General features: G+C 75.3%; 20 protein-coding genes and 1 pseudogene. 8 read left to right on the top strand and 13 right to left on the bottom strand.

Features of this window, described 5'->3' with window-relative positions; translation table 11 throughout:
• Positions 1-26: 26 nt before the first annotated feature.
• Positions 27-1613: a DUF3604 domain-containing protein gene (locus ABZW10_RS23065; RefSeq protein WP_355368910.1), complete on the bottom strand. Its 1587-nt coding sequence runs from the start codon at positions 1611-1613 to the stop codon at positions 27-29.
• A 263-nt stretch (positions 1614-1876) separates the two neighbouring features.
• Between ABZW10_RS23065 and ABZW10_RS23070 the strand changes: the two genes are divergently transcribed.
• Positions 1877-2896 (top strand): hypothetical protein, encoded by a 1020-nt coding sequence (locus tag ABZW10_RS23070; RefSeq protein WP_355368912.1) that lies wholly within the window; start codon positions 1877-1879, stop codon positions 2894-2896.
• Between the two features lie 19 nt (positions 2897-2915).
• Here ABZW10_RS23070 and ABZW10_RS23075 read toward each other — a convergent pair whose 3' ends face one another.
• Positions 2916-3749, bottom strand: a complete 834-nt coding sequence (locus ABZW10_RS23075; protein WP_355368914.1) for an SDR family NAD(P)-dependent oxidoreductase — start codon at positions 3747-3749, stop codon at positions 2916-2918.
• Positions 3750-3881: 132 nt separating this feature from the next.
• On the bottom strand, positions 3882-4316 hold the full coding sequence (locus ABZW10_RS23080; RefSeq protein ID WP_355369023.1) for a MarR family transcriptional regulator: 435 nt from the start codon (positions 4314-4316) through the stop codon (positions 3882-3884).
• Positions 4317-4448: 132 nt separating this feature from the next.
• Between ABZW10_RS23080 and ABZW10_RS23085 the strand changes: the two genes are divergently transcribed.
• Positions 4449-5360: an alpha/beta hydrolase gene (locus ABZW10_RS23085; RefSeq protein ID WP_355368916.1), complete on the top strand. Its 912-nt coding sequence runs from the start codon at positions 4449-4451 to the stop codon at positions 5358-5360.
• A 290-nt stretch (positions 5361-5650) separates the two neighbouring features.
• On the opposite strand, the gene ABZW10_RS23090 is transcribed toward ABZW10_RS23085, so the two are convergent.
• Entirely contained in the window at positions 5651-6397 is a 747-nt protein-coding gene (locus ABZW10_RS23090; protein ID WP_355368918.1) for a helix-turn-helix domain-containing protein, read from the bottom strand.
• Between the two features lie 107 nt (positions 6398-6504).
• On the opposite strand from ABZW10_RS23090, the gene ABZW10_RS23095 reads away from it, so the two are divergent.
• Entirely contained in the window at positions 6505-7995 is a 1491-nt protein-coding gene (locus tag ABZW10_RS23095) for an MFS transporter (RefSeq protein ID WP_355368920.1), read from the top strand.
• Here ABZW10_RS23095 and ABZW10_RS23100 read toward each other — a convergent pair.
• Positions 7989-8252, bottom strand: coding sequence for a dsRBD fold-containing protein (locus ABZW10_RS23100; protein ID WP_355368922.1), 264 nt, complete (start codon positions 8250-8252; stop codon positions 7989-7991). The two genes, ABZW10_RS23095 and ABZW10_RS23100, sit on opposite strands and share 7 nt — an antisense overlap.
• Positions 8253-8636: 384 nt before the next feature.
• Between ABZW10_RS23100 and ABZW10_RS23105 the strand changes: the two genes are divergently transcribed.
• Together ABZW10_RS23105 and ABZW10_RS23110 are read left to right on the top strand one after the other, a co-directional pair.
• Positions 8637-9611 (top strand): DMT family transporter, encoded by a 975-nt coding sequence (locus tag ABZW10_RS23105; RefSeq protein WP_355368924.1) that lies wholly within the window; start codon positions 8637-8639, stop codon positions 9609-9611.
• 18 nt (positions 9612-9629) lie between these two features.
• Positions 9630-10334 carry a DUF6629 family protein gene (locus ABZW10_RS23110; RefSeq protein ID WP_355368926.1) on the top strand — a complete coding sequence of 235 codons (705 nt, stop codon included), beginning with the start codon at positions 9630-9632 and terminating at the stop codon, positions 10332-10334.
• A gap of 174 nt (positions 10335-10508) precedes the next feature.
• On the opposite strand, the gene ABZW10_RS23115 is transcribed toward ABZW10_RS23110, so the two are convergent.
• From ABZW10_RS23115 to ABZW10_RS23125, 3 genes are all read right to left on the bottom strand, one after another.
• Positions 10509-11891 carry an MFS transporter gene (locus tag ABZW10_RS23115; protein ID WP_355368928.1) on the bottom strand — a complete coding sequence of 461 codons (1383 nt, stop codon included), beginning with the start codon at positions 11889-11891 and terminating at the stop codon, positions 10509-10511.
• Complete coding sequence (locus tag ABZW10_RS23120; RefSeq protein WP_355368930.1) at positions 11888-12520, bottom strand: helix-turn-helix domain-containing protein; 633 nt, start codon at positions 12518-12520, stop codon at positions 11888-11890. Before ABZW10_RS23120 ends, ABZW10_RS23115 begins: the two co-directional genes overlap by 4 nt.
• Positions 12521-12628: 108 nt before the next feature.
• Positions 12629-13504, bottom strand: coding sequence for a hypothetical protein (locus ABZW10_RS23125; RefSeq protein WP_355368932.1), 876 nt, complete (start codon positions 13502-13504; stop codon positions 12629-12631).
• Between the two features lie 353 nt (positions 13505-13857).
• Here ABZW10_RS23125 and polX point away from each other — a divergent pair, with 353 nt between their 5' ends.
• Entirely contained in the window at positions 13858-15588 is a 1731-nt protein-coding gene (gene polX / locus ABZW10_RS23130) for a DNA polymerase/3'-5' exonuclease PolX (RefSeq protein WP_355368934.1), read from the top strand.
• A 282-nt stretch (positions 15589-15870) separates the two neighbouring features.
• Here the strand turns inward: polX and ABZW10_RS23135 are convergent, their stop codons facing one another.
• From ABZW10_RS23135 to ABZW10_RS23145, 3 genes are all read right to left on the bottom strand, one after another.
• Positions 15871-16554: a response regulator transcription factor gene (locus tag ABZW10_RS23135; RefSeq protein WP_355368936.1), complete on the bottom strand. Its 684-nt coding sequence runs from the start codon at positions 16552-16554 to the stop codon at positions 15871-15873.
• 64 nt (positions 16555-16618) lie between these two features.
• Positions 16619-16972 (bottom strand): hypothetical protein, encoded by a 354-nt coding sequence (locus tag ABZW10_RS23140; protein WP_355369025.1) that lies wholly within the window; start codon positions 16970-16972, stop codon positions 16619-16621.
• 359 nt (positions 16973-17331) lie between these two features.
• Positions 17332-18612 carry a histidine kinase gene (locus ABZW10_RS23145; protein WP_355368938.1) on the bottom strand — a complete coding sequence of 427 codons (1281 nt, stop codon included), beginning with the start codon at positions 18610-18612 and terminating at the stop codon, positions 17332-17334.
• Between the two features lie 73 nt (positions 18613-18685).
• On the opposite strand from ABZW10_RS23145, the gene ABZW10_RS23150 reads away from it, so the two are divergent.
• Both ABZW10_RS23150 and ABZW10_RS23155 read left to right on the top strand, forming a co-directional pair.
• A complete protein-coding gene (locus tag ABZW10_RS23150; RefSeq protein ID WP_355368940.1) occupies positions 18686-19072 on the top strand; it encodes a barstar family protein in 387 nt (128 codons plus the stop codon).
• A 176-nt stretch (positions 19073-19248) separates the two neighbouring features.
• Positions 19249-20079, top strand: a complete 831-nt coding sequence (locus ABZW10_RS23155; RefSeq protein WP_355368942.1) for a (2Fe-2S)-binding protein — start codon at positions 19249-19251, stop codon at positions 20077-20079.
• Here ABZW10_RS23155 and ABZW10_RS23160 read toward each other — a convergent pair.
• Together ABZW10_RS23160 and ABZW10_RS23165 are read right to left on the bottom strand one after the other, a co-directional pair.
• Complete coding sequence (locus ABZW10_RS23160; protein WP_355368944.1) at positions 20028-21008, bottom strand: hypothetical protein; 981 nt, start codon at positions 21006-21008, stop codon at positions 20028-20030. The two genes, ABZW10_RS23155 and ABZW10_RS23160, sit on opposite strands and share 52 nt — an antisense overlap.
• A 426-nt stretch (positions 21009-21434) precedes the next feature.
• Positions 21435-21683, bottom strand: a pseudogene (locus tag ABZW10_RS23165) (hypothetical protein); the annotation flags it as partial.
• Between the last annotated feature and the right edge of the window lie 78 nt (positions 21684-21761).

The raw sequence follows: 21761 nt of genomic DNA on the forward strand, positions 1-21761 counted from the left end.
GGCCGGCCGACGACGGTGGGCAGGCGTCAGCCGGCCCGTCGACAGGAGGCCGCCGGTCCGCCGGCCCCCGCGCGGCCCACCCAGACCGGGCTGGACCAGGCCCACTGGTCGTTCTGCTGCCGGACCCGTACGTGGTAGAAGTCGCCGTCCCCGCCCGGCCGTTCGTCGACCAGGTCGAGGTCGGCGGCGAGCTCGCGGCCGGGCACCGCCCGGTCGAAGCGGTAGGCGCCCGAGACGAAGCCGCCGATGAAGCCGGTCCGCGGCCCCTCTCGCAACTCGCCGACGCTGTAGGAGGTTTCGACGCCGTTGACGAGCGCCGTCAGCCTGGTCCGGTCGTCGCCGGAGACGGCCAGCGAGAAGCCCTGGGTGGCGTCGGTCGCGGTGTTCGGGTTGCCCTCGGTGACGGTCCGCAGCCGCACCTCGCCCGGCCCGGTGCGCCACCAGTCGTGCGGCCGGTAGCTCGCGGGCTCCGCCTCCGCCGGGGCCACCGTCTCCGAGCCGCGCAACCGGGGCTGGACATCGAGCAGTTCACCGCCCTCGACGCGCAGGACGACGTCCCAGCGCACTGCCTCCTCGCGCCGCCCCCAGCCGACGGCGAAGCCGAGCGTGCCGTCGAAGCCCTTCTCCCCGCCCGCGGCGGCGAGGATCTCGGGCCGGGAGAGGCGGTGGATCGGCACGCCGTTGCGGACCACCTCGACGTGGTCGAGGGCGTCCCGGCCGCGCACGGTGACCTGGATCCGGCGGCGGTCGGCGGACGGCGCCTCGCCGCCCATCGGCACGCCGTTGACCGAGGCGGCGAGCAGGATGCGGTCACCGGTGATCGCGTAGGTGCGGCGCGCCTGGACGGCGCCCCAGACCGCTTCCCGGGTCAACTCGGGCGCCCAGACCGCGAGTCGGCCGTGACCGTGACTGCCGGGGAAGGCGCTGTGGTGGTCGGTGGAACCGATCAGCCCGAACCGGTGGCCGAGCCGCAGCCCGTGCACGGCGGTGCCGGCGGTGTCGCGCGGCCCCATGGTGTGCAGGTAGTTTCGCGGCGCCTCGTCGGACTCGGCGCAGCCGTGCATCGACATCACCTCGACCACCGGGGCGAACTCCTCGGTGTACGCGTCCCAGTTGATGCCGCGCCGCCCGGTGCCGTAGCCGATGTGGTGCGGGAGCGCCCAGGTCCGCACGCCCTCGGCGGCGAGCGCGCGCAGCCGGGCGCGCAGCCCGTCCAGGTCGGCGGCGCGGATGATCTCGCCGCGCGGGCCGTCGAAGTACACGCAGTGGTCGCCGTACGCGAGGCTGTGCCACTCGAAGGACTGGAAGGTGACGAAGCGCCCGTCCTGGTGGGCGGCGGCGGTGACCTCCTGGACGTGCTCCCAGCGGTCGGCGAGGCGGGCGAAGCCCTCGGTGTGGTAGTCGACCAGACCGGCCAGCTCGGGGGTGCGCTCGGGCAGGTCGTGCCACCAGCCGTGGCCGGTGACGCTGGCGAAGTCGAGCTGGAGGCGGGCGTTGGCGTAGGCGTCCTCGATGGAGCCGTGGCCGTAGCTGATCCCGCAGTGGTTGTGGAGGTCGCCGACGTAGAGGCCGAGACCGCCGTAGCCGGGTGCGTCGGTGGTGGGGGCTGTCATCGGTTCGGGGCTTCCTCTGTTTGATCGACTCTGAGAAGAAGTCTTTCCCGATCTTCGAGGGAGGGTCAAGGCCGGGCCGAGCGGCGTCGTCCGATCGCCACATGGGGAAACATGTGATTCACAGAGCCACCCCATGTGACATGCCGCTTGCGGTGCAGGCCAGCGCCCTCTCCATCACCTGAAAGAGGCTCCGCCACTTTCTATCGATCTGATAGAAAGTGGCGGACATCCTGCCACCGCCCCGTGAGGACGACACCCCGACGATGCCGATCACCACCCTGCCCACCGCGCCCGACCTCTCCGGCTCCGCCCTGGTCCGCGCGCCCGAACGCCCCGAGCCCGGCTACTGGGCGGGCTGCCCGAGCGTGCGCTACGAGCCCGACCACGATCGCTTCCTGCTCACCTACCGCGAACGCCGCCCGCGCGGCGCGGGTGGTTCGGGTGGTTCGGGCGGAGCAGGCGGGGCCGCCGACCAGGACCGGGGCTGGCGCTGCGCCGTGGCCGAGAGCCGGGACGGCGTGGAGTTCCGCGACCTCTGGTCCGTGGAACGCGCCGACCTCGGCTCGCCCTCGATGGAGCGCTTCGCCCTGCTGCGCCGAGACGACGACTACCTGCTCCACCTCAGCTACGTCGACCCCGTCGACCGGCGCTGGCGGATCGACGCGCTGCGCGCCGACACCCCCGAGGCCTTCGACCTCGCCACCCGCACCCCGGTCCTCACCGCCGCCGGCACCGGCACCGAGGGCGTCAAGGACCCGTACCTGCTCGAACACGACGGCGGCGTCCGGCTGTTCGCGACCGTCTCGCGATCCCGCGCCTTCACCGCCGGGGAACGCGCCCGCGCCCACGCCACCGCCGACATCCACACCACCGGCCTGACCGTCCAGCCCACCGCGCTCGCCGACTCCCCCGACGGCCTGCGGTTCACCGCCCCGCCCGGCCGGGCCGCCGAGGTCCTCGACGTCGGCCCGGCCGGCGCCTGGGATGCCTACGAGTCACGGATCACCGCCGTGCTGCCCGACGGCTCCGGCGGCTGGCTCGCGCTCTACGACGGCTCGGCCGACGCGGACGGCAACTACGAGGAGCGGTGCGGGCTCGCCGCCTCCGCCGATCTGCGCCACTGGCAGCGCCTGACGCCGGACGGCCCGTGGCTGGACGTCCGCTACGCCGACGTGGTGGCGGCCCGGGGCCGCTGGTACCTGTACTACGAGTGGACCCGCCCGGACGGCGCCCACGAGCTGCGGGTCGCCGTCCTCGACGAGTTCGCCGGCCTGCGCCCCTAGGCCTTGGTCACTCAGCGGGTCACAGGCTGTCCACGAGGCCCCCGTCGACGACGAAGTCGGCGCCCGTGATGTTCGCCGCGCCGGGACCGGCCAGGAAGACCACGAGGTCCGCCACCTCCGACGGACGGGTGAAGCGGCCGGTCACCGACCGGGCCCCGGCGGCGCGGACCACGTCGCCGGGGTCGACGCCACGGGACCGCCCGACCGCGGCGGCGACGCCGTCCTCGCCCTGCCACAGCGCCGTCGCCACCGGGCCGGGGCCGATCGTGTTCACCCGCACGCCGTGCGGCCCCACCTCCTTGGACAGGGCCTTGCAGAAGTTGGTCAGCGCGGCCTTGGCGGCGCCGTAGTCGATGACCAGCGGGTCCGGCAGCCGGGCGTTGACCGAGGAGACGGTGACGATCCGGCCCCCGCCGGAGGCGACCAGGTGCGGCAGCGCGGCCCGGGTCGCGCGGACCGCGGACATCAGGTTGACGGTCAAGGTCCACTCCCAGTCCTGGTCCGTCACGCTCGGGAAGCCGTCCACCCGTGGGCGCACCGCCCCGACGTTGTTCACCAGCACGTCGACACCGCCGTGCCGCGCGACGGCCTCGGCGACCAGCGCGGCCGGGCCGTCGGGTGTCGCGAGGTCGACCTCCACGACGGTGAGGTCCGCGCCCCGCCGCACGTGCGCGTCGAGGGCCTCGGTGCGGCTGCGGGACCCCGCGACGACATGGCATCCGGCCGCGAGGAACGCCTCGGTGATCGCGAGCCCGATGCCGCGCCCGGCCCCGGTGACCACGACGGCCTGTCCGGCCAGGCCCGGGACGGCGGCGTCGCCTCCGGCCGGGGGCGGTACGGGTGGTGGGGTCATCGCCGGACCTCCGGGAGTCGTCTGCCGTCGCCGGCCGGGCGCGGACGGCCCGTCCCGGCGGATCCATCAGACCGGAACCCCCGCGGTCCCGCATCAGGAGGCCACCCGCGCGCGGCCTTCCCCCGCTCCCGCTCACTCCGCCCGGGCCGCGGCCACCACCTCGGTCATCGTCGTCAGGAACCGCCGGGCCACCGCGAGCTCCGCGTCCCCGAACACCCCCATCGCGGCGACCAGATCGGCGATCAGCCCGCCGAAGAAGCCCTGGCCGAGTTCGATCGCACGCTCTTCCACCAGCAGCCGCACCTTGCGCCGGTCCCCCGGATCGCGCTCGCGCCGGATCAGCCCGAGCCGCTCCAGCCGGTCGACCAGCCCGGTCGTCCCGGCCGAGTTCAGCCCCAGCGCCTCGCCGAGCCGCCCCGGTGTGACCACCGTCCCGGCCCGCGCGGCGTCCAGCAGGTGGATCAGCGCCCGCAGATCGGTCGGGTGCAGGCCGTTCCGCGCGGCGAACTCGGCCCCGAACAGGTCGAGTTCGACGGTCAGCCCGCGCAGCAGATGGACCAGCTGCATCGGCGTCCGCTCCGGCTCCACCGCTTCTCCTTCCCTCCGGGGTTCCCTGGACGTATTCTCTCGCTGAGCGAGATACATGCTCGCCGAGTGAGTACCTCGAACCCCGAGTACCTCGAACCCTGGGGGAAGACTATGTCCGCACACCCTGCCGCCCGCCCCGACCCCTCCCCCGCTGTTCCCCCCGGCGCCCGCCTCGCCACCTTCCTCGCCGCCTACGACGAAGCCCTCGCCCGCTGGCCGCTCCCGGTCGAGACGCTCACCGTCCCCACCCCGTACGGCGCCACCCGGGTCAACGCCTGCGGTCCGCGCGAGGGCCGCCCGCTCGTCCTGCTGCACGGCGGCGGCGCCACCGCCACCTGCTGGTCCGCCACCGCCGCCGCCCTCGCCGGAGCCGGCCACCGGGTACTCGCCGTCGACCTCGTCGGCGACCCGGGCCGCAGCACCCTCGACCGCCCCCGCCTCGGCGGCCTCCCCGACCTGCTCGGCTGGCTCGACGCCGTGCTCGACGGGCTGGGCGTGCCCGCCGCCGACCTGGCCGGCCACTCGTACGGCGGATGGATCGCCCTGCGGTACGCCCTGCACGCCCCCGCCCGGGTCCGCCGGCTCGCCCTGCTCGACCCGACCCAGTGCTTCACCGGCTTCCGGCCCGGCTACCTGCTGAGCGTCCTGCCGCTCCTCCTGCCGCCGCGCACCGCCGCCAAGGCCCGCGCCTACCTCGACCGGGAGAGCGGTGGCACCGGGCTCGACCCGGCCTGGCGCGAGCTCTACGCCCTCGGCTTCGCGGACTTCCCCGCCGCCCGCCCGGTCACCGGTCCCCGCCCGAGCGCGGCCGAACTGCGCACGCTGACCGCCCCCACCCTCGTCCTGCTCGCCGAACGCAGCCGCACCCACCAGGCCCACACGGTGGCCGCCCACGCCCGCCGGGCCCTGCCCGACGCGACCGTCACCGTCGTGCCCGGCGCCTCCCACCACACCCTGCTGACGGCCCACCCCGACGAGCTGAACCGCCACCTCACCACCTTCCTGACCCCCGACCGCCGCTGACCGGGCCCTGGATCACCGCAACCTCTCGGCAGCGCAATCAACCGGATGTGGGACCTGGAGCGGACGGCGCACCATCGACGGGCCGCCCCTGGACCAGTTCGCCACCCACAAGAGCGGCTACTGCCTCGACCTGCCCCTGACCGTCCACCCCCGCTACGACAGGTCGTGGCACGGCGGCGTCCACGAGGGCTGCGACGACCACGTCCCGCGGTTCGCCGGCCGGGGCACGCCGACCCGCCGGCCCCGCACACTCCTTCCGGAGGGTGCGGGGCCGCCACCCGGTACGCGACCTAACGCCCCGCCAGCCCGGCGATCAGTGCGCCGAGGGCCACCTCCAGGTCACCGCAGCGCTCGCCCACGCCCACGAAGCCGACCTCCGCCAGCACCCGGCCGAGCGCGGGCAGGCGCTCGCGGTCCGCGGACTCGATGACGGTCCGCCGCTGACTCGGTTCGCGGGGCGGACTGACGGGGTGTTCGGAGAGCAACTCTCCGAGGACCAGCTGCCAGCAGGCGCGGAACGCGGTCAGCGCCCGCTCGGGCGACAGCCCGGCGGCCATGAGATCGGCGAGACAGGCGTCGTTGAACGCCAGCGCGTTCCGGGCGACCAGCTCGCCCCGGACCAGCACGGTCACCACCCAGGCGTGGCCGGCCAGGTAGTCGTGGGCACCGAGCAGTCGGCGCAGCAGCCGCTCCTGCGGCCCCGCGCCCGGGACGTCGACCGGCATGCCCTCCGCGATCTGCTCCAGGACGGCGATCAGCAGCGCTTCCCGGTCGGTCACGTGCCGGTACAGCGACGCGGGCGCCGTGCCGAGCTCGGTGGCGACGGCCCGCATGGTGAGCACGTCGATGCCGTCGCGCTCGATCACCCGGCGCCCGGCGGCGACCACCCCGGCCGTGGTCAGCCCGGGGCGGGGCCGCTTGCGGCCGTACTTGCCGCGCCCGGCCTCCGGCGGCTCCGGGCCGACCGGCCCGGCCGCCCCGTCCGCCCCGTCCGCCTCGTCCTCGCCGACGCCCGGCCGGCTGCTCCGTTCTGACACGCCGCCATCCTGCCATGCCTGCGCCAATCCGCCTCCGACCTGGACACTTGCACCACTCAATAGGTAAGGCTTACCTTACGCGAACAATGTTCGCATCGGAGGTCGCCATGCCCGAGCCCGCGCCGTCCCGCACCACCGCCGCTACCGCCGCCCCACCCGGGTCCAGCACTCCCCGACCCACCGTCCGGCCCACCGCCGCCCGCGCGGGCCTGGTCCTGGTCACCGTCTCCGTCTGCCAGCTGATGGTCACCCTCGACGCCAGCATCGTGAACATCGCGCTCCCCGCCATGGGCGAGTCCCTGGGCTTCGCCGACAGCGCCCTGCCCTGGGTGGTCAACGCCTACGCGCTGGCCTTCGGCGGACTGCTACTGCTCGGCGGCCGGATCGCCGACCTCGTCGGACACCGCCGCGCGGTCCTTTCCGGCCTGGTGCTGTTCGGCCTCGCCTCGGTGCTCGGCGGGTTCGCGCAGACCCCCGCCCAGCTTGTCGCGGCGCGGGCCGGCCAAGGCGTGGCGGCCGCCGTCCTGGCCCCGATCGGGCTGACGCTGATCATGGTGACCTTCGCCGAGGGTGCCGCCAGGGCGCGGGCCGTCGGCATCTGGTCGATGGTGACGGCGGGCGGCAGCGCGCTGGGCGTCCTGCTCGGCGGAGTGCTGACGGACCTGCTCGACTGGCGCTGGGTGTTCTTCGTCAACGTGCCGATCGTGCTCGCCGGCCTCGTGCTGGCTCTCCGTTCGGTGCCCGCCGTCCGACCGCCGCTCGCCGGCCGCCCGGACGTGCTCGGCGCCGTTCTCGGCACCGGCGCGATGACCGCCCTGGTCTACGGCCTGATGGAGACCGACCGCCACCCGTGGGGTTCGGTCCGGACGCTCGGCACGCTCGCCGCCGCCGTCTTGCTCGGCCTCCTCTTCCTGGTCTGGGAGGCGCGCATCGCCCGGGCGCCGATCGTCCGGCTGGGAGTGCTGCGGGCCCGGACGGCCTGGGTGTCGAGCCTGCTGGTCACACTGCTCGGCGCGGGCATGCTGGTCGGCTTCTACTTCTGCTCGCTGTTCCTGCAGAACGTCCTCGGCTACGGCCCGCTGGCGGCCGGCGCCGCGTTCCTGCCGTTCTGCGCCGGGACCGCGGCGGGCAGCATGGTCGCGGGACGCATCGTCGCCCGCTTCGGCGGCCGGGCCACGCTCACCGGCGCGCTTGTGCTCGCCGCGCTGGGGATCCTCTGGTTCGGCGGACTCGGCCTGGACTCCGACTATCTGACCGGCTTTGTCGGACCGTCCATCGTGACCAGCGTGGGCGTCGGCGTCTGCATGGTCGCCAACACCGCGATGGGCACCTCCGGCGTCGATCCCCGCGAGGCCGGACTGGTCAGCGGGCTGCTCAACGCCGGCCGCCAGTGCGGGGGCAGCATCGGGCTCGCCGTCCTGTCGACCGTCGCGGTCACCGCCACCCGCCGGGCCGCCGCGGACGGGGACGCCGCGCGGGCCGCCCTCGCCGCCGGCTACGACCACGCCTTCGTGGTCACCGCCGGGGTGCTCGGGTCGGCCGCCCTGCTCGCGCTGTTCTTCGTTCCGTCCCGCCCGCAGACGCCGGTCCGTCAGTAGATCAGGTATCCCGGCCGGTGCCCCTCGTCCTCGATCTCACCGTCGGCCTGGGCCTTCAGCTTTCGGGACAGCGCCTCCAGCGCGCGTGAGGCCGCGACCTCCTCGCCGATCCTGGCGAGCGGTCGGTCGTCCACGCTCCGGGTCGACTCCCCGCGCGCGGTGAGGCCCGGGGCCCGGGCGCCGGTCAGCCTCGCCTGGCATCCGGTGTGGACGCCGTCCTCCTCGAAGCTCAGCTCCACATCCCACTGGTTGTGCATGCCACACCTCCTGGCGCCGGTCCCCGTCGCGCCTGCTCGGGCCGGTACGGGCGGTGCCCGCGACGGGCCGCTCACACCAGCGTGCGCCCCCCGGCCCGACGGCGGCAACCGGGCACCGGGCCACCCCGTACGCCGCCACCCCGTACGCCGCTGCTACGGAGCGCGACCCGCCGGACGGCGCGGCTGCGCAGGTCGGCGCCCCACCCCGGCGGTAGGCTGGCCGCAACGCGCGCCGATGCCGCGGGACACCCCGCTCCGGATCGCCGGGCCGCACGGGCGGACCCTTCCGAGCCGCCACCCGTCCGAGGAGCCACCCCGGAGCGGAGCCGCCCCGGAAACCGGGCGGTGGTGCGGTGCGGTCAACAACCCTCGGGTGGTCCCTCCGTGGCGGTCTTCGTCCTGGCTCTGAGCGCCGCCTGCTTCCTGGGCCTCGGATTCGTCCTCCAGCAGCACGCGGCGCAGCGGGCCCCGCGTGCCGATCTGCTGCACTGGCGGCTGCTGCTCGACCTGTTGCGGATGCCCGAGTGGCTGCTCGGCACCGCCTTCATGGTCACCGGGCTGATCCTCTCCGCGCTCGCCCTCAACAAGGGCGAGGTCTCGCTCGTCGAACCGCTGCTCGCCACCAACCTCATCTTCGCGATGGCGCTCGCCCGGGTGCTGACCCGCCAGACGCTCGGGCGCTCCGGCTGGGCCGGGGTGCTGCTGCTCGCGCTCGGCGTGACGGCTTTCATCGTGGCCGGCCGCCCGACCGGCGGCGGCGCCCCGGCGAGCGAACTGCGGCACTGGCTGGTGGTCGGCACGGTGGTCGGGCTGACGCTGCTGCTGATCTCCACGGCCCGCCGGCTGCCGCTGTTCGAGGAGGCGACGGTGCTCGCCCTGGCCGCCGGCCTGCTCTACGGGCTGCAGGACGCGCTCACCCGCACCACCACCCAGCGGCTCGACCACCAGGGGCTGGACGCCGTGCTGCGCAGTTGGCAGCCGTACGCGGTGGTGGCGGCCGGGGTGGTCGGGCTGCTGCTGGTGCAGAGCGCCTTCGAGGCCGCGCCGCTGCGGATGTCCCTGCCCGCGCTGACCGCCGCCCAGCCGATCACCGGGATCGCCTGCGCGGTCGGGTTCCTCGGCGACCGGCTCCGGGTCACCCCCGGTGCGCTGGCCTGGCAGGCGGCCGGCCTGGTGGCCATCGTCATCGGCGTGGTGGTCATCGGCCGCCACCCGGCCCTGCCCGGCACCGTCGGCGAGACGCTGGAGTCCATCGGCGAAGTCCCCGACGACGCCGTGGACGACCCGGCGCGGGCCCCGGACGCCGACCCGACCACCGACCGGCCCACCGACCCGACCGACCCGACCGACCCCGATTGACCGACCGCAGGAGCCCCGATGTGCTGGAGTGGCCGGGCGGACCTCGCCGTCGGCGGCGCGGTGACCGCCGTCGGTGTGCTCTGCCTGGTCCGCGTCCGGCGTTCCGGCCGGTCCGAACGCCTGCCGCTCGCCGCGCTCCCGCTGGTGCTCGGCGTGCACCAGCTGATCGAGGCGGCCGTCTGGTTCGGCGCCGACGGTGACCTGCCCGCCGCCCCGGCCACCTGGGCCCGTACCGCCTGGGCGGTGATCGCCCTGCCCGTGCTCCCCCTTCTGGTACCCATCGGCGTCCGCCGCGCGGCGCTCGACGCCGGCCCCTCGCGACGGCGGCTGCTCACGGCGCTGGTCCTGCTCGGTCTGCTGGTCGCCGTGCCGCTGGCCCACGCCGTCGCCACCCATCCGGTCGACGCCACCGCCCACGCCCACACCCTCGACTACCGCATCGGCGTCCCGCATCCCGCCCTCCTCCTGGTCGGCTACCTCCTCGCCACCGTCGGCGCCCTGCTTGTCAGCGGCGACCGCCGACTGCGCCGCCTCGGCGTCGTCACCGGTGCCGGCGCCCTCGTCTGCGCCCTCCTCTGGCGGCTGGCCTTCATCTCCACCTGGTGCGCCCTCGCCGCCCTCGCCTCCGTCCTCCTCCTCCACTGGACGTCCACCCCCCACGCCACCCACCCCCGGCGGGGAGCCCTCGGCCCACCGGGCGGCGCCGCCACTCCAGGGGAGTGACCCGGGCGAGCCGCTCCGGATCGGCCTCGCCCTCCCCGTCGGCCTGCTCCACGACCCGCTCCCGCCACAACCGGCCGGCCAGCGCCAGCGCCTGTGCCCGTGCCTGTGCCTGTGCCTGTGCCGGAACCGAAGCCAGCGACCAGCCTCCCGCACGCGCCTCTCCCGTCGCCTCCGTCACTCCGCCGGGACCGCCACCGCCGCATCCGCCGGGGTGGGTCGCTTCTCTTCCGGGGCGCTGCTCGTGGTGGCGGCCGGGGTGCGGCCACGGGTGCGGTCCATCTCGCGCCACTCCGGTCGGAGGCCGGACAGGGTGGTGATGACGAAGTAGAGGCCGCCGCACACGAGCAGCACGGGTATGAGCCCCATCGTCGTCACGGTGGCGCCGGCCAGCAGGCCGCCGAGCGGGATCCCGGCCCAGGCGAGGGAGTCGCTGAGGGCGTTGACCCGCCCCAGCAGGTGGCGCGGCACCCGCTCGAAGAGGACGGCGCCGAGGATCGGGTTGAGGAATCCGGAGCCGAAACCGCTCACTACGAAGACGGCGACCACCACGCTCATCGGCACGTCCAGGGCCAGGACGACGAACCGCGGGGCCCCGCAGAGCAGAAAGCCGACGAAGAACACGGTGCGGCGTCGGAGCCGGTGGGCGACGGCCGCCGCGATCAGGCTGCCGGCCACCGCCGCGACCCCCCAGGCCGTCCCGGTCAGGCCGATCGCGGCGGGGCCGCCGCCCGACTCCCGGGCCCAGACCGGGACCAGCACCGTCAGGAACGCCGCGTCCAGGAGGTTGGTCAGTGCGATCGTCACGATGATCGTCAGCAGCAGCGGTTCACGCCGCAGGAACGTGAAGCCTTCTCGGAAGAGCTGCCAGTATCCGGCGGCGGGCCCGCCCTCCCCGGCCTCGGCCGGGGCCGGGGCCGCGACGGCGGCCCGGCCGGTCCCACGCGGCAGCGCGACGGCGATGGCGAGCGAGCCGAGCGCAAAGCCGATCGCATTGGCCGTCAGACCGGCCATCGGGCCGAGCAGGGCGACCAGCGCGCCGCCGACGGCCGGGCCCAGTGTGGTGGCCAGCCGCTCGATCACGCCGGCCAGGCCGGTGGCCCGCTCCAGCGGGACGCGGGCCCGGTCGGCCGCCTCGGGAACCATGACCTCCTTGGCGAGGTCCCCCGGGCCGCGGGCGGCGCCGATCACCGCGACCATGACCAGCAGCAGCCAGAACGGAAGCAGCCCCAGGCCGTGCAGCAGGGGCACCAGGCCGGCGGCGACGGCGCTCACCGCGTCCGTGGTCCAGGAGACGACCCGTGGACCGAGCCGGTCGATCACCGGGCCGGTGAAGGCCTTGACCAGCACGTACGGCGCCAGTTCGACGAACGCGACCACACCGGTCATCGTGGCGCTGCCGGTGGTGGCGAGCACGAACCACGGCAGGGCGATGGCCGACACCCGGGTGCCGGTCAGCGAGATCGCCATCGCCGTCAGCACCCCGGCCAGCGGCCGCAGGCTGCGCGGCCCGACCTCCGGAGCGGCGCCCGCGGAGGGAACCGTGGTCCGCGCGGTCATGATCGCCCCTCCGCCTCGTTCGCGTCCGCGCCGCTCTGCGGTTCCGGCAGCACCTGGACGACCACGGCGACCCGGTCCGTGCCCTCAGGCACGGGCGCCCCCGGGGTGATCCGGCGGTAGCGGGCTATCACCGCCGAGAGGTCTCCGGCCAGGGCCCGGGCCTCCTCCGGGGTGAGCTGAAGCACCATGTCGCTGAGGTCCAGCGCGTTCCGCCACTCGACCGGCATGGTCTCGTACGCGTTGAGCGCCGTCTGAGCGGTCAGGGTGTGCGCCGCCACGATCGAGCGCAGATAGCCGAGCGCCGCCTCGGGATCCTGCTCCGCGAGCTCGGTGTCGGTCCACCACGTCACCTGATGGACCGACTTCCACCAGCGGTCGCGGGCGTTGCCCCGCTCGGTGTCCTCGGCGACGAAGCCCGCGGCCGCGAGCTGGCGCAGGTGGTAGCTGGTCGCACCGGAGTTCAGCCCCAGCTGTTCGGCCAGCCTGGTGGCGGTGGACGGGCCGTTCTTGCGCAGCAGCCCGATCAGCTGCACGCGCACGGGATGGGCCAGGGCCCGCAAGCCCTTGGCGTCGATCACGACATCGGTCTGCGGATCCGGGCCGTGCGGCCACCTGCGGTCATCGGTCATGGCAGCACCATAGAACCGCAAAGAACTCTTCGCAAAGGCTTTTTGCGAAGAACTCTTTGCGGATTCAAACGGGGCGCCGGCCGACGGCCGGGTCCGCACGGGCCGCCGTCAGTCCCGCGCGACCGTCAGCACCACCACCACCGTGAGCCCGCCACCGGGCGTCTGCTCCACCTCCAGCCGGCCCCCGGCCGACCTGACCAGGCCCGATATCGACGGACCCACCCGCTCGGACCCGCCCTCCGGCCCACCCGCACGCCCACCGCCCGCACCGCCGCCGTACGCCCTGCCGAACAGCCACCGCCGCGCCTCCGGCGGTTCCGACGAGCCCCGGTCGACCACCCGCAGCTCGACCCGGGCCGGCTCCGCCGCCCACGGATCCGGCCCGCCGAAGACCTCCGCGAACTCCGCCCGGCCCCAACCGCCCGACCCGCCGGACCCGCCGGAAGCTCCCCCGCCGCCGGGCCGACCGGCCGGCCCCGGCAGCGCGTCGGCCCGCACCAGCACCCGCGTACCCGGCGGGTTGCGGCGGATCGCGTGGTCCACCAGCCCGGCCAGCGCCGCCTCCAGCCGCACCGAGTCGGCGACCACCACCGGCAGCCCCACCGGCACCCGCACGGTCACCGCCGACGCCCGGCCGCCGCCCCGCAGCACCCGCCCCACCAGCTCGGCCGGCTGCACGTGCCGCGCGTCCGGCACGCACCCACCGGCCCGGTCCGTCCAGCGCAACCGCTCCAGCTCCGGCCGCGACAGCGGTTGCGGCCCGGCCATCCCGCCGGGCCCGGAACGCCCGTGACCACCGGCGGCCACCGTTGCGACCGCGCCGCCGAGCGCCCCCGCCCGCCCGACCGGTTCCGGCCGCCCGCCCCCGCCGACCCCCTTGAGCAGCCGAGCGCCCGCCAGCGCCCCGGACCGCCCGAGCGGACCGAGGCCGCCCAGCGCCCGGGCGCCCGACGCGACGTAGCCCCAGAGCTTCCCGCCTGCCATCGTCCTGCCCCTCGTCCCGCGCGGACCGGATCCACCGCCTCCGCGGCGGCCCGGTGCGGGCCGTCTCCCCGGCCCTGGGCCAAGCCTGCGTCCCCGCCGCCCGGGTGACAATCCGGCTCTCGGGCCCCTGGGGGCACTGCCACCCCTCCGACCAGCGGGGCCGTCCCCCGCCGACCGTCGGGAGCACCACACCGGCGCGCGCCCTGCGCCGTGCGCCCCCAAAACCACTGCCCGCCGGTCTCCCGCACCGCCGCCCACCCCGCCGCCCGGCCACCGCCGCATCGCCGCCGCCACCCTCGGGGTCCGGCCGGCTCCGCCCGGCCCGCTCCGCCCGGCGAACCTAGACTGACCCCATGGCCCGGCTCAACGACAAGGTCAGGGAGCTGCTCCAGGAGTACGCCGACCTGATCTCGATCACCGGTGGCGACGGCTTCCGCGCCCGCGCCTACGAGAAGGCCGCCCGGGCGGTCGGCGGCCACCCCGACGACATCGACGGCCTGGACGTCAAGGGACTCCAGCAGATCCCGGGCGTCGGCAGGTCCACCGCCGAGAAGATCGCCGAGTACCTCGCCGACGGGCGGATCGAGGCCCTGGAATCGCTCCGGGCCAAGATCCCGGCCGGCGTCCGCGCCATGATGTCCATCCCCGGCGTCGGCCCGAAGCGCGCCCTCGCCCTCTACCGCGACCTCGGCATCGCCTCCGTCGACGAGCTCGCCGAGGCGATCCGCGCCGACCGGCTGAGCGAGGTGCCCGGCCTGGGCGAGCGCAGCGGCGAGAAGATCCTGCACGGCATCGAGCTGATGCGGCAGTCCGGCGGCCGCACCCTGCTTGACACCGCGACCGCCTTGGCCGACCAGCTCGTCGCGGCACTGCGGGCCGTCCCCGGGTGCACCCGCTGCGCGTACGCGGGCTCGCTGCGCCGGATGCGCGAGACGGTCGGCGACATCGACGTGCTGGCCACCGCCGAGGACTCGGCGCCCCTGATGGCCGCGCTCACCGGACTCCCCTACGCGGCCGAGGTGATCGGCAGCGGGCCGACGAAGACCTCGGTACGCACCACGGAGGGCATCCAGGTCGACCTGCGGGTGGTCCCCGAGGAGGACTGGGGCGCGGCGCTGGTGTACTTCACCGGCTCCAAGGCGCACAACATCAAGCTCCGGACGATGGCGGTCCGGGCCGGGCTGAAGCTCTCCGAGTACGGGCTGTTCGAGGCCGAGGGCGGCGCCAAGATCGTCTCGGCGAGCGAGGACGAGGTGTACGCGGCACTCGGCCTGCCGTGGATCGCGCCACCGCTGCGCGAGGACCGGGGCGAGATCGAGGCCGCCCTGCGCGGCGAACTGCCGGAGCTGGTGACCGAGGCGGACCTGCGCGGCGACCTGCACACCCACACCGACCTGACCGACGGCCTGGCCACCCTGGAGGAGATGATCGACACCGCGGCCGCCCGCGGCTACGCCTACTTCGCGGTCACCGACCACGCCCCGGACCTGGTGATGCAGCGGATGACCGACGAGAAGATGCTCGCCCAGCGCGAGCGGCTGCGCGAACTGGCGGGGCGCCACCGGCGGATGCGGCTGCTGCACGGTACCGAGCTGAACATCGGACCGGACGGCACCGTGGACTGGCCGGCCGAGTTCCTGGCCGGGTTCGACGTCTGCGTGGCGTCGGTCCACTCGCACTTCGGCGCGGACCGCGACGCCCAGACCCGCCGGCTGATCCGGGCCTGCGAGAACCCGCACGTGCACGTCATCGGCCACCTCACCACCCGGCGGATCGGCCGGCGCGGGCCGATCGACGTCGACCTGGACGCCGTGTTCGCGGCCGCCGCCCGGACCGGCACCGCCGTCGAGATCAACAGTTCGCCGCAGCGCCTCGACCTGCGCGACGAGGACGTGCTCCGGGCCAAGCGCCACGGCGTGAAGTTCGCGATCGACAGCGACGCGCACGCCACCCCGCACCTCGCCTACCCCCGGTACGGGATCGGCACGGCGCAGCGCGCCTGGCTGACCGCCGAGGACGTCATCAACACCTGGCCGTGGCAGCGCCTGAAGCGGTTCCTGCGCAAGGACGCGCTGCGCGACTGACCCGCCCGCCCGATTCGGGCAACTCGGGATGGTTCAGGAGAAATCTTCCCGGAGCCTCTGGTGCATCCACCATCCCGGGCGCATCATGGTAGTGGACCTGCGGGGTCGTCGAGGAAGTTCGACCGCAGGAGGCAGTGGCGACAGATCGAGACGGATCAGGGTCTGCCGCTGGTACCTCGGTCGACGATCGAACCACATGGCCGGAGGACGTCACGTCCGGAGGCCAGCCTCCACCTCGCAGGTTCCGCACGCCCCGCCACCGACCACCGACCGTCAGCCGCGTCACTGCGCGGGCGGCACCGCGTAGCCCATCTCCCACGCGTGCACGGCGATGCCGACCCGGTTCTGCACCCCGAGCTTGCGCTGGATGCTGGCCACATGGGTCTTCACCGTGCCCGGGGAGATGAACAGCTCGGCGGCGATGTCCGCGTTGGTCCGCCCGGCCGCGACCTGGCCGGCGATCTCCACCTCGCGTTCGGTCAGCGGCGCCGCCGGAGCGGAGCGCCGGTCCATCCGCCGGGGCGCGGCCATGTGCCGCAGCAGCCGCACCGTGACCGACGGGCTGATCAGGCTCTCCCCGCCCGCCGCCGCGCGAACCGCCTCGGCCAGCAGCGCCGGACCGGAGCGCTTCAGCAGGAACCCGGAGGCCCCGTGCCGCAGCGCCGGGTAGACGTACTCGTCGAGGTCGAAGGTGGTCAGCACCACCACCCGCACCGGTGTCACCGCCCCCGGAGCGGCCAGCCGCCTGGTCAGCTCCAGCCCGTCCATCCGAGGCATCCGGATGTCCACCAGCGCGACGTCCGGGCGCAGTTCCGCCGCGAGTTCGAGCGCGGCGACGCCGTCGGCCGCCTCGCCGACCACGGTGATGTCGGGCTGGGCGTCCAGGATCCGCCGTACGCTCCGGCGCACGGCCTCCTGGTCGTCGGCGATCAGCGTGCGGATGGGTTCCGGGTTCGGACTCGTCACGCACGGCAGTCTCGCACGGCGGTGACAGACGGCGGTGACGCGCGCCGCTCCGAGAGGCCGGGACTCAGGCGGGCCCGGCGCCCTTGAGGTCGGTCTTCTTCCCGTCGCGCAGCACGGCCGTGTTCAACGGCACCTCGACGCGGAACCGCGCGTCGCAGTTGGCGAAACCCGAACAACTCGCCTCCAGGGTCAGCGTGTTCTCCTCCAGTACCCAGCTGCTCCGCTCCTTGCCGATCCCGTCCGCCTTGAACCACCGGGTCACCTTGACGTCCTGACGGTCCGCCGCGACCAGGTCGGTCGGCACGTGGTGCAGCGCGACGACGTTCAGGGTGCTGCCGCTGAACGTGAAGACCGTCGACTCGGGATCGGCGTCCCCCGCCTTGGCGCAGCCGGCGACGGCGGTCAGCAGAACGGTCACCGCCAAGGCCGCACCCGCGACGGGTATCCGGCCCGCGCCCGGCCCCGGCCGCCGTCCGGGCCCGAGGCGACGGCGACCTCGACGGCCCCGGACGGAAGCCGGCGCGGCGACGGCCGCGTCGAGCCGGTTCGGATCGGCGGGCACAACAGGTTCTGCGCGAACGGCGGGCACAACACGCACGGCGGGCACGGCGGGCACGGCGGGCACGGCGGTCATGGCGGTCATGGCGGTCATGGCGGCTTCTCCTTCGACGGGCGCGTCGGTCACGGCTACGAGCATCCCCTCCCGCCGCGCCGCCGCCATCTGCCGATCGGCAGATCTTCGACCAGCGATTTCCCCCGCCACCCCTGCCGATCGGCCTACCTGACGGGCAGTTCGCAGCCGGTCCGCCACCCCGCCGGCCGCAGCGGCCCCGCCTCCAGCGTGCCGCCGTGCGCGGCGAGCCGTTCGGCGAGCCCCACCAGCCCGGTACCGCCGCTGCCCGGTCGCCGCCGGAGCAGGCCCCTGACCCCGGAGCCGCCCCCGCCGTCGTCGCTCACCGACACCACGACCGCGGCCACCACGCCCCCGCCGGCTCCCGGATCCCCGCCGCCGCCCGGCCGCACCTCCACCCGCACCACCGCCTCCCCGGCTCCTGGCGCGTGCCGCCGCACATTGGTCAGTGCCTCCAGTACCGCCGCGTACGCGGTGGCCTCGGCCTCCCCGGAGAGCAGGCCCACGGCCTCCGGCGCCGCCTCCAGCCGGGCCCGGGTCGGCCCGGTCGTGCCGAAACGTTCCACCAACTCCGGCAGGTCAGCCAGCCCGTACACGCGGGTCGCCCCCGGCGTGCCCGCCCCGGCGTGCACGCCGCCCCCGTCCTCGCGCGGCTCCCGCAGCGCGCCCACCATCGCGTCCATCGAGTCCAGTGCCCGCAGCCCGGCCTCCTCCAGGCGGCGCAGCAGGGCCGCCGTCTCCTCCGGTGTCTGGCCCGGCAGCTGCCCGGCCTGCGCCTCCAGCACGATGCCGGTGATCTCGTGCGCCACGAAGTCGTGCAGCCCGCGCGCCACCTCCAGCCGCTGTTCGCGCCGGGCCCGGGAGACCGCCCGCTCGCGCCGCGCGTCCAGCACCCGCAGGTAGAGGCAGACCCCGACCACCACGGTCAGCGGAAGCAGCGAGAGCAGCACGGCAGCCAGCGAACCGGCCCAGGCCGCGCCCGGCGTCCGCAGGGTCCAGCGCAGCGGAACGGCCGCCACCGCCGCGACCGCCAGCGTGCCGACCGCACCCGCCCACCGGCCGCGGGAGCGCCGCGCCACCCGCCCGGCGAGCACCACCAGCGCCGTCCACTCGAACGGCAGCCAGAACGCGGACAGCCGGTACGGGCCCGAGTAGGCGAGGTCGAGCAGCAGCGAGAGCGCCGCCACACCGCCCGCCGCCCCCGCGAGCGTCACCCGCCGCCACGGCCAGGGCAGCACGGCCGTCAGGACCACCACCGCGGCCAGGGACGCCAGGAGCAGCGCGGCCGCACGCTGCCCCGGGTGCGCCAGTACGACGGGCAGCAGGACGGCGCACGCCGCCACCGCCCCCACGGGCCTGCGCAACCGCGCGCCGACAGCGGACGACGCACCGGGTGTGGACGGCACCGGGCCGGACTCGACAGGCATGGCTCCGAGCCTACGGTCCGGCCGCCCACCGCCCTTCGCCCCCTCCCGGGCCCGGCCCGTATCCTCCGAAGCCATGACGAAGGTGTACGTGCTGGACGGCACGCGGATCGGTACGACGGACGACTTCTGGCGCGCGATCGGCGAGGCGGTCAACGGCCCCGGAGGCTACTTCGGCCGGAACCTCGACGCCCTCGCCGACTGCCTCGGCGGCGGGTTCGGCACGCCGGACGACGACGACTTCGTGGTGGAGTGGCACGACCACCGGGCCTCCCGCGAGCACCTGGGCCACGCCGAGACGGCCCGTCAGCTGGAGCTCCGGCTGGCGCGCTGCCACCCCACGAACCGCCCGGCCGTGGCCGCCGAGCTGGCCGAGGCGCGAGCGGGACGCGGGCCGACGGTGTTCGACTGGCTGGTCACGATCTTCGAGGAGCGCGCCCCGGGCGTCCTGCGGCTCCTGTGACGTCCCCGAAGCCGCGCCCGAAGCCGCCCGCACGGTACCGTTCGTCCGGACCGGCACCGGCGCCCCGGCCGAGAGCACGGAACACCGAAGCACGGAGCGCGGGCACGCGCACGGAACACGGAACACGGACACGGACACGGACACGGACACGGAGACCGAAGCGGAGGACCACCCCGATGAGCGAAGCGCCGCCCGACTACGGCCGGCTCGCCGCCGTCGGCCCGTACTTCGCCCTGGACGCCGCCACCGGGCCCGCCCAGGCCCCGCCACCGGGCTTCCGGCCGCTACGGGAGTTCTACGCCCCGGGCCCGGACGGGCCGTTGGCCCGACGGGTGCGGGAGGTGGCCCGGCGCCTGGGCACCGCCGAGCCACGGGTCGCGGCGTCCATCCTGCACCTCGGTCTGGCCGCCAGGTTCTGCTCGGTGGGCCTCGGCGCGGCCGTCCTGCTCGGTGAGGTGCCCGACCTCGGGCCGGAGCGGGCCTGGGTCCGGGTCCCCGAGCAGGGGCCGATCGACCTGTGGCTGCCGTACTCGCCCCCGCCGGAGCCGGCCGCCCCGGCCGACCGGGCCCCGCTCGCCGACCGCGTCCGGCGGACCGTCGTCGAGGGGCAGTTGGCGGACCTGGCGGCGGCCGTCCGGTCCGTGGTCCCGCTCTCCGAGGGGCTCCTGCGCGGCAACGCGGCCTCCGCCCTGGCCGGCGCGCTGCGGATGCTGGACGCCCACGCCCCGCACGTCCCCCCGGCCCGGGCACTCGTCGCCGAGTTGCTCGACCGTCCGCCGCTGGCCGGAACCGGCACGCTCACCGGGACGCCCACCGGCGCGGCGTTCCGGCGCACCAGCTGCTGCCTGTACTACCGGGTCGGCCCGCAGGCCGGCGTCTGCGGCGACTGCTGCTTCACCCGCCCCCCGGGTGTTCGCCGAACCGGGCCCGCGGATGTGCGCCGGCCCGGCCCGGGTCAGCGTTCCAGCGTCGCCGCCAGCAGGTTCGGGTCGGCCATCGTGAAGTAGGCGGCGCTCGGCACGTACACCGTGTCCCCGCCGATGCCGACCGCGGTGGGGTTGGAGAGGCCGTCCGCCGCGTCGAGGACGGTGTGCCGGGAGCCGTCCGGGCCGAGGTGCACGACCTCACTGGCGGGGTTGAGCGCCGCGAGCAGGTCGTCACCAGGACCGACGAAGGCGAAGTCGTCGAGCCCGGCGAGGCCGTCGGCGCGGACCTCCGCCGGACCGGCCGCGCCGTCCGGGCGCACCGGGATGCGCAGCAGGGAGCCGGTGTCGGTGTTGCCGACCCACACGGCGCCGCGGTGCACCTTGAGGCCGTTGGCGCCGAAGGCGCTGACCGGCTTGAGCAGGGCGTCGTCCGACCAGACCGCCGGGGCGCCGCCGTCCAGCGGGACGGTCCAGACCAGGCCGAGCGCCGAGTCGGAGGAGTACAGCACGCCCGCGGGCGCGTCCAGCGCGAGGCCGTTGGGCAGGCTGTCCGCGGGGAGCGCGGCGATCCGCTCGGGCGCGCCGCCGGGGCAGAGCCGCCAGATGCCGGTGAGGTCCGCGGTACCGGTGGCGTAGCCGAAGTACAGCGTGCCGTCGTGGGCGCGGACCAGTCCGGAGACGGCGGCGTGGCCGAGCACGGGGGTCGCCGGGTGCGCGGGCTCGGGCAGGGTGGCCAGGACGGTGAGGCGGCCGCCCGGGTCGACGCGGCCGACCTGGCGGGCGAAGGAGAAGGTGAGGTCCACCGAGCCGTCGGGTTCCACCGCGATGTTCTCGGGCTGGAGGTGCTGGGCGATGTCGAAGTGGGCGACGATCCGGGGGTCGGAGAGCGGCGGTGCCACGGCCACGGCCGGTGTGGCGGCGAGCAGCGCCAGCGCCAGGACGGCGGCCGGGGCACCGGACAGCAGGGCGGCCGGGGCCGGGCGGGCGGCGCGGCGGAACGGTCGGGGCACGGCGGGACTCCTCAGGGGGACGGCGGATGGCGGCCCTCGTCAGCACAGCACGCGCGCCCGGTGGCCCCGGCGGCGCCGGGCTGTGCCGCCGCGAGGATCGCCCGGTCGGCCGCGCGTCGACGCCCGGCGCCCTGACGGGCAGCGACGGCGGGGCCCGCGACCGGCTTGTCCAGAACCGGTCGCGGGCCCCTGATCCCCACCGGGCGCCGATGCCCTTGGCACCCGGTGAAGCAGTGCGGCGTCCCACGCTCCCACGGTCCCACGACCGCGCGTGCGCCCGAACGGTCAGACCGCGACCGCCGACTCCTCCATCTCCTCCTCGGCCCCGGAGTTCTCGGTCCCGAACTCCTCCGTCCCGACCTCCTCCGTCCCGAACTCCTCGGTGCCGGAACCCGCGGCCTCACCGCCCGCCTGCTCGCCCGTCGCCCGGCCGCGCCTCTCGTACAGCCCCGCACCGGTCACCAGCACACCCGCGGCCACCAGCCAGAGCACCAGCACCAGCACGTCCCCGCCGAACCCGGCGCCGCCGTCGAAGTACAGCAGGCTGCGCGCGCCCTCCAGGAAGCCGGCGCCGGTCCAGAAGGAGTGCAGCCCACCGAAGAACCCGTTCTGCAGGTCCGACCGGTAGACACCGCCCGAGCTGGTGAAGTTCAGCATCACGAACAGCACCATCATGGCCGGCGTCCGGCACGAACGCGCCGACCAGGTCGCGGTCGAGCAGCCGCTGCTCGGCGGTCGCGCGGTCCGGCAGCG

The sequence above is a fragment of the Kitasatospora sp. NPDC004723 genome, from assembly GCF_040609255.1.
Classification (GTDB): Bacteria; Actinomycetota; Actinomycetes; order Streptomycetales; family Streptomycetaceae; genus Kitasatospora.

What these genes read in the sequence shown, in the direction of transcription:
- ABZW10_RS23065 (WP_355368910.1), bottom strand. Translation starts at nt 1,613, where the DNA reads ATGACAGCCCCCACCACCGACGCACCCGGCTACGGCGGTCTCGGCCTC.
- ABZW10_RS23070 (WP_355368912.1), top strand. Translation starts at nt 1,877, where the DNA reads ATGCCGATCACCACCCTGCCCACCGCGCCCGACCTCTCCGGCTCCGCC.
- ABZW10_RS23075 (WP_355368914.1), bottom strand. Translation starts at nt 3,749, where the DNA reads ATGACCCCACCACCCGTACCGCCCCCGGCCGGAGGCGACGCCGCCGTC.
- ABZW10_RS23080 (WP_355369023.1), bottom strand. Translation starts at nt 4,316, where the DNA reads ATGCAGCTGGTCCATCTGCTGCGCGGGCTGACCGTCGAACTCGACCTG.
- ABZW10_RS23085 (WP_355368916.1), top strand. Translation starts at nt 4,449, where the DNA reads ATGTCCGCACACCCTGCCGCCCGCCCCGACCCCTCCCCCGCTGTTCCC.
- ABZW10_RS23095 (WP_355368920.1), top strand. Translation starts at nt 6,505, where the DNA reads ATGCCCGAGCCCGCGCCGTCCCGCACCACCGCCGCTACCGCCGCCCCA.
- ABZW10_RS23100 (WP_355368922.1), bottom strand. Translation starts at nt 8,252, where the DNA reads ATGCACAACCAGTGGGATGTGGAGCTGAGCTTCGAGGAGGACGGCGTC.
- ABZW10_RS23110 (WP_355368926.1), top strand. Translation starts at nt 9,630, where the DNA reads ATGTGCTGGAGTGGCCGGGCGGACCTCGCCGTCGGCGGCGCGGTGACC.
- ABZW10_RS23115 (WP_355368928.1), bottom strand. Translation starts at nt 11,891, where the DNA reads ATGACCGCGCGGACCACGGTTCCCTCCGCGGGCGCCGCTCCGGAGGTC.
- ABZW10_RS23120 (WP_355368930.1), bottom strand. Translation starts at nt 12,520, where the DNA reads ATGACCGATGACCGCAGGTGGCCGCACGGCCCGGATCCGCAGACCGAT.
- ABZW10_RS23125 (WP_355368932.1), bottom strand. Translation starts at nt 13,504, where the DNA reads ATGGCAGGCGGGAAGCTCTGGGGCTACGTCGCGTCGGGCGCCCGGGCG.
- polX (WP_355368934.1), top strand. Translation starts at nt 13,858, where the DNA reads ATGGCCCGGCTCAACGACAAGGTCAGGGAGCTGCTCCAGGAGTACGCC.
- ABZW10_RS23145 (WP_355368938.1), bottom strand. Translation starts at nt 18,612, where the DNA reads ATGCCTGTCGAGTCCGGCCCGGTGCCGTCCACACCCGGTGCGTCGTCC.
- ABZW10_RS23150 (WP_355368940.1), top strand. Translation starts at nt 18,686, where the DNA reads ATGACGAAGGTGTACGTGCTGGACGGCACGCGGATCGGTACGACGGAC.
- ABZW10_RS23155 (WP_355368942.1), top strand. Translation starts at nt 19,249, where the DNA reads ATGAGCGAAGCGCCGCCCGACTACGGCCGGCTCGCCGCCGTCGGCCCG.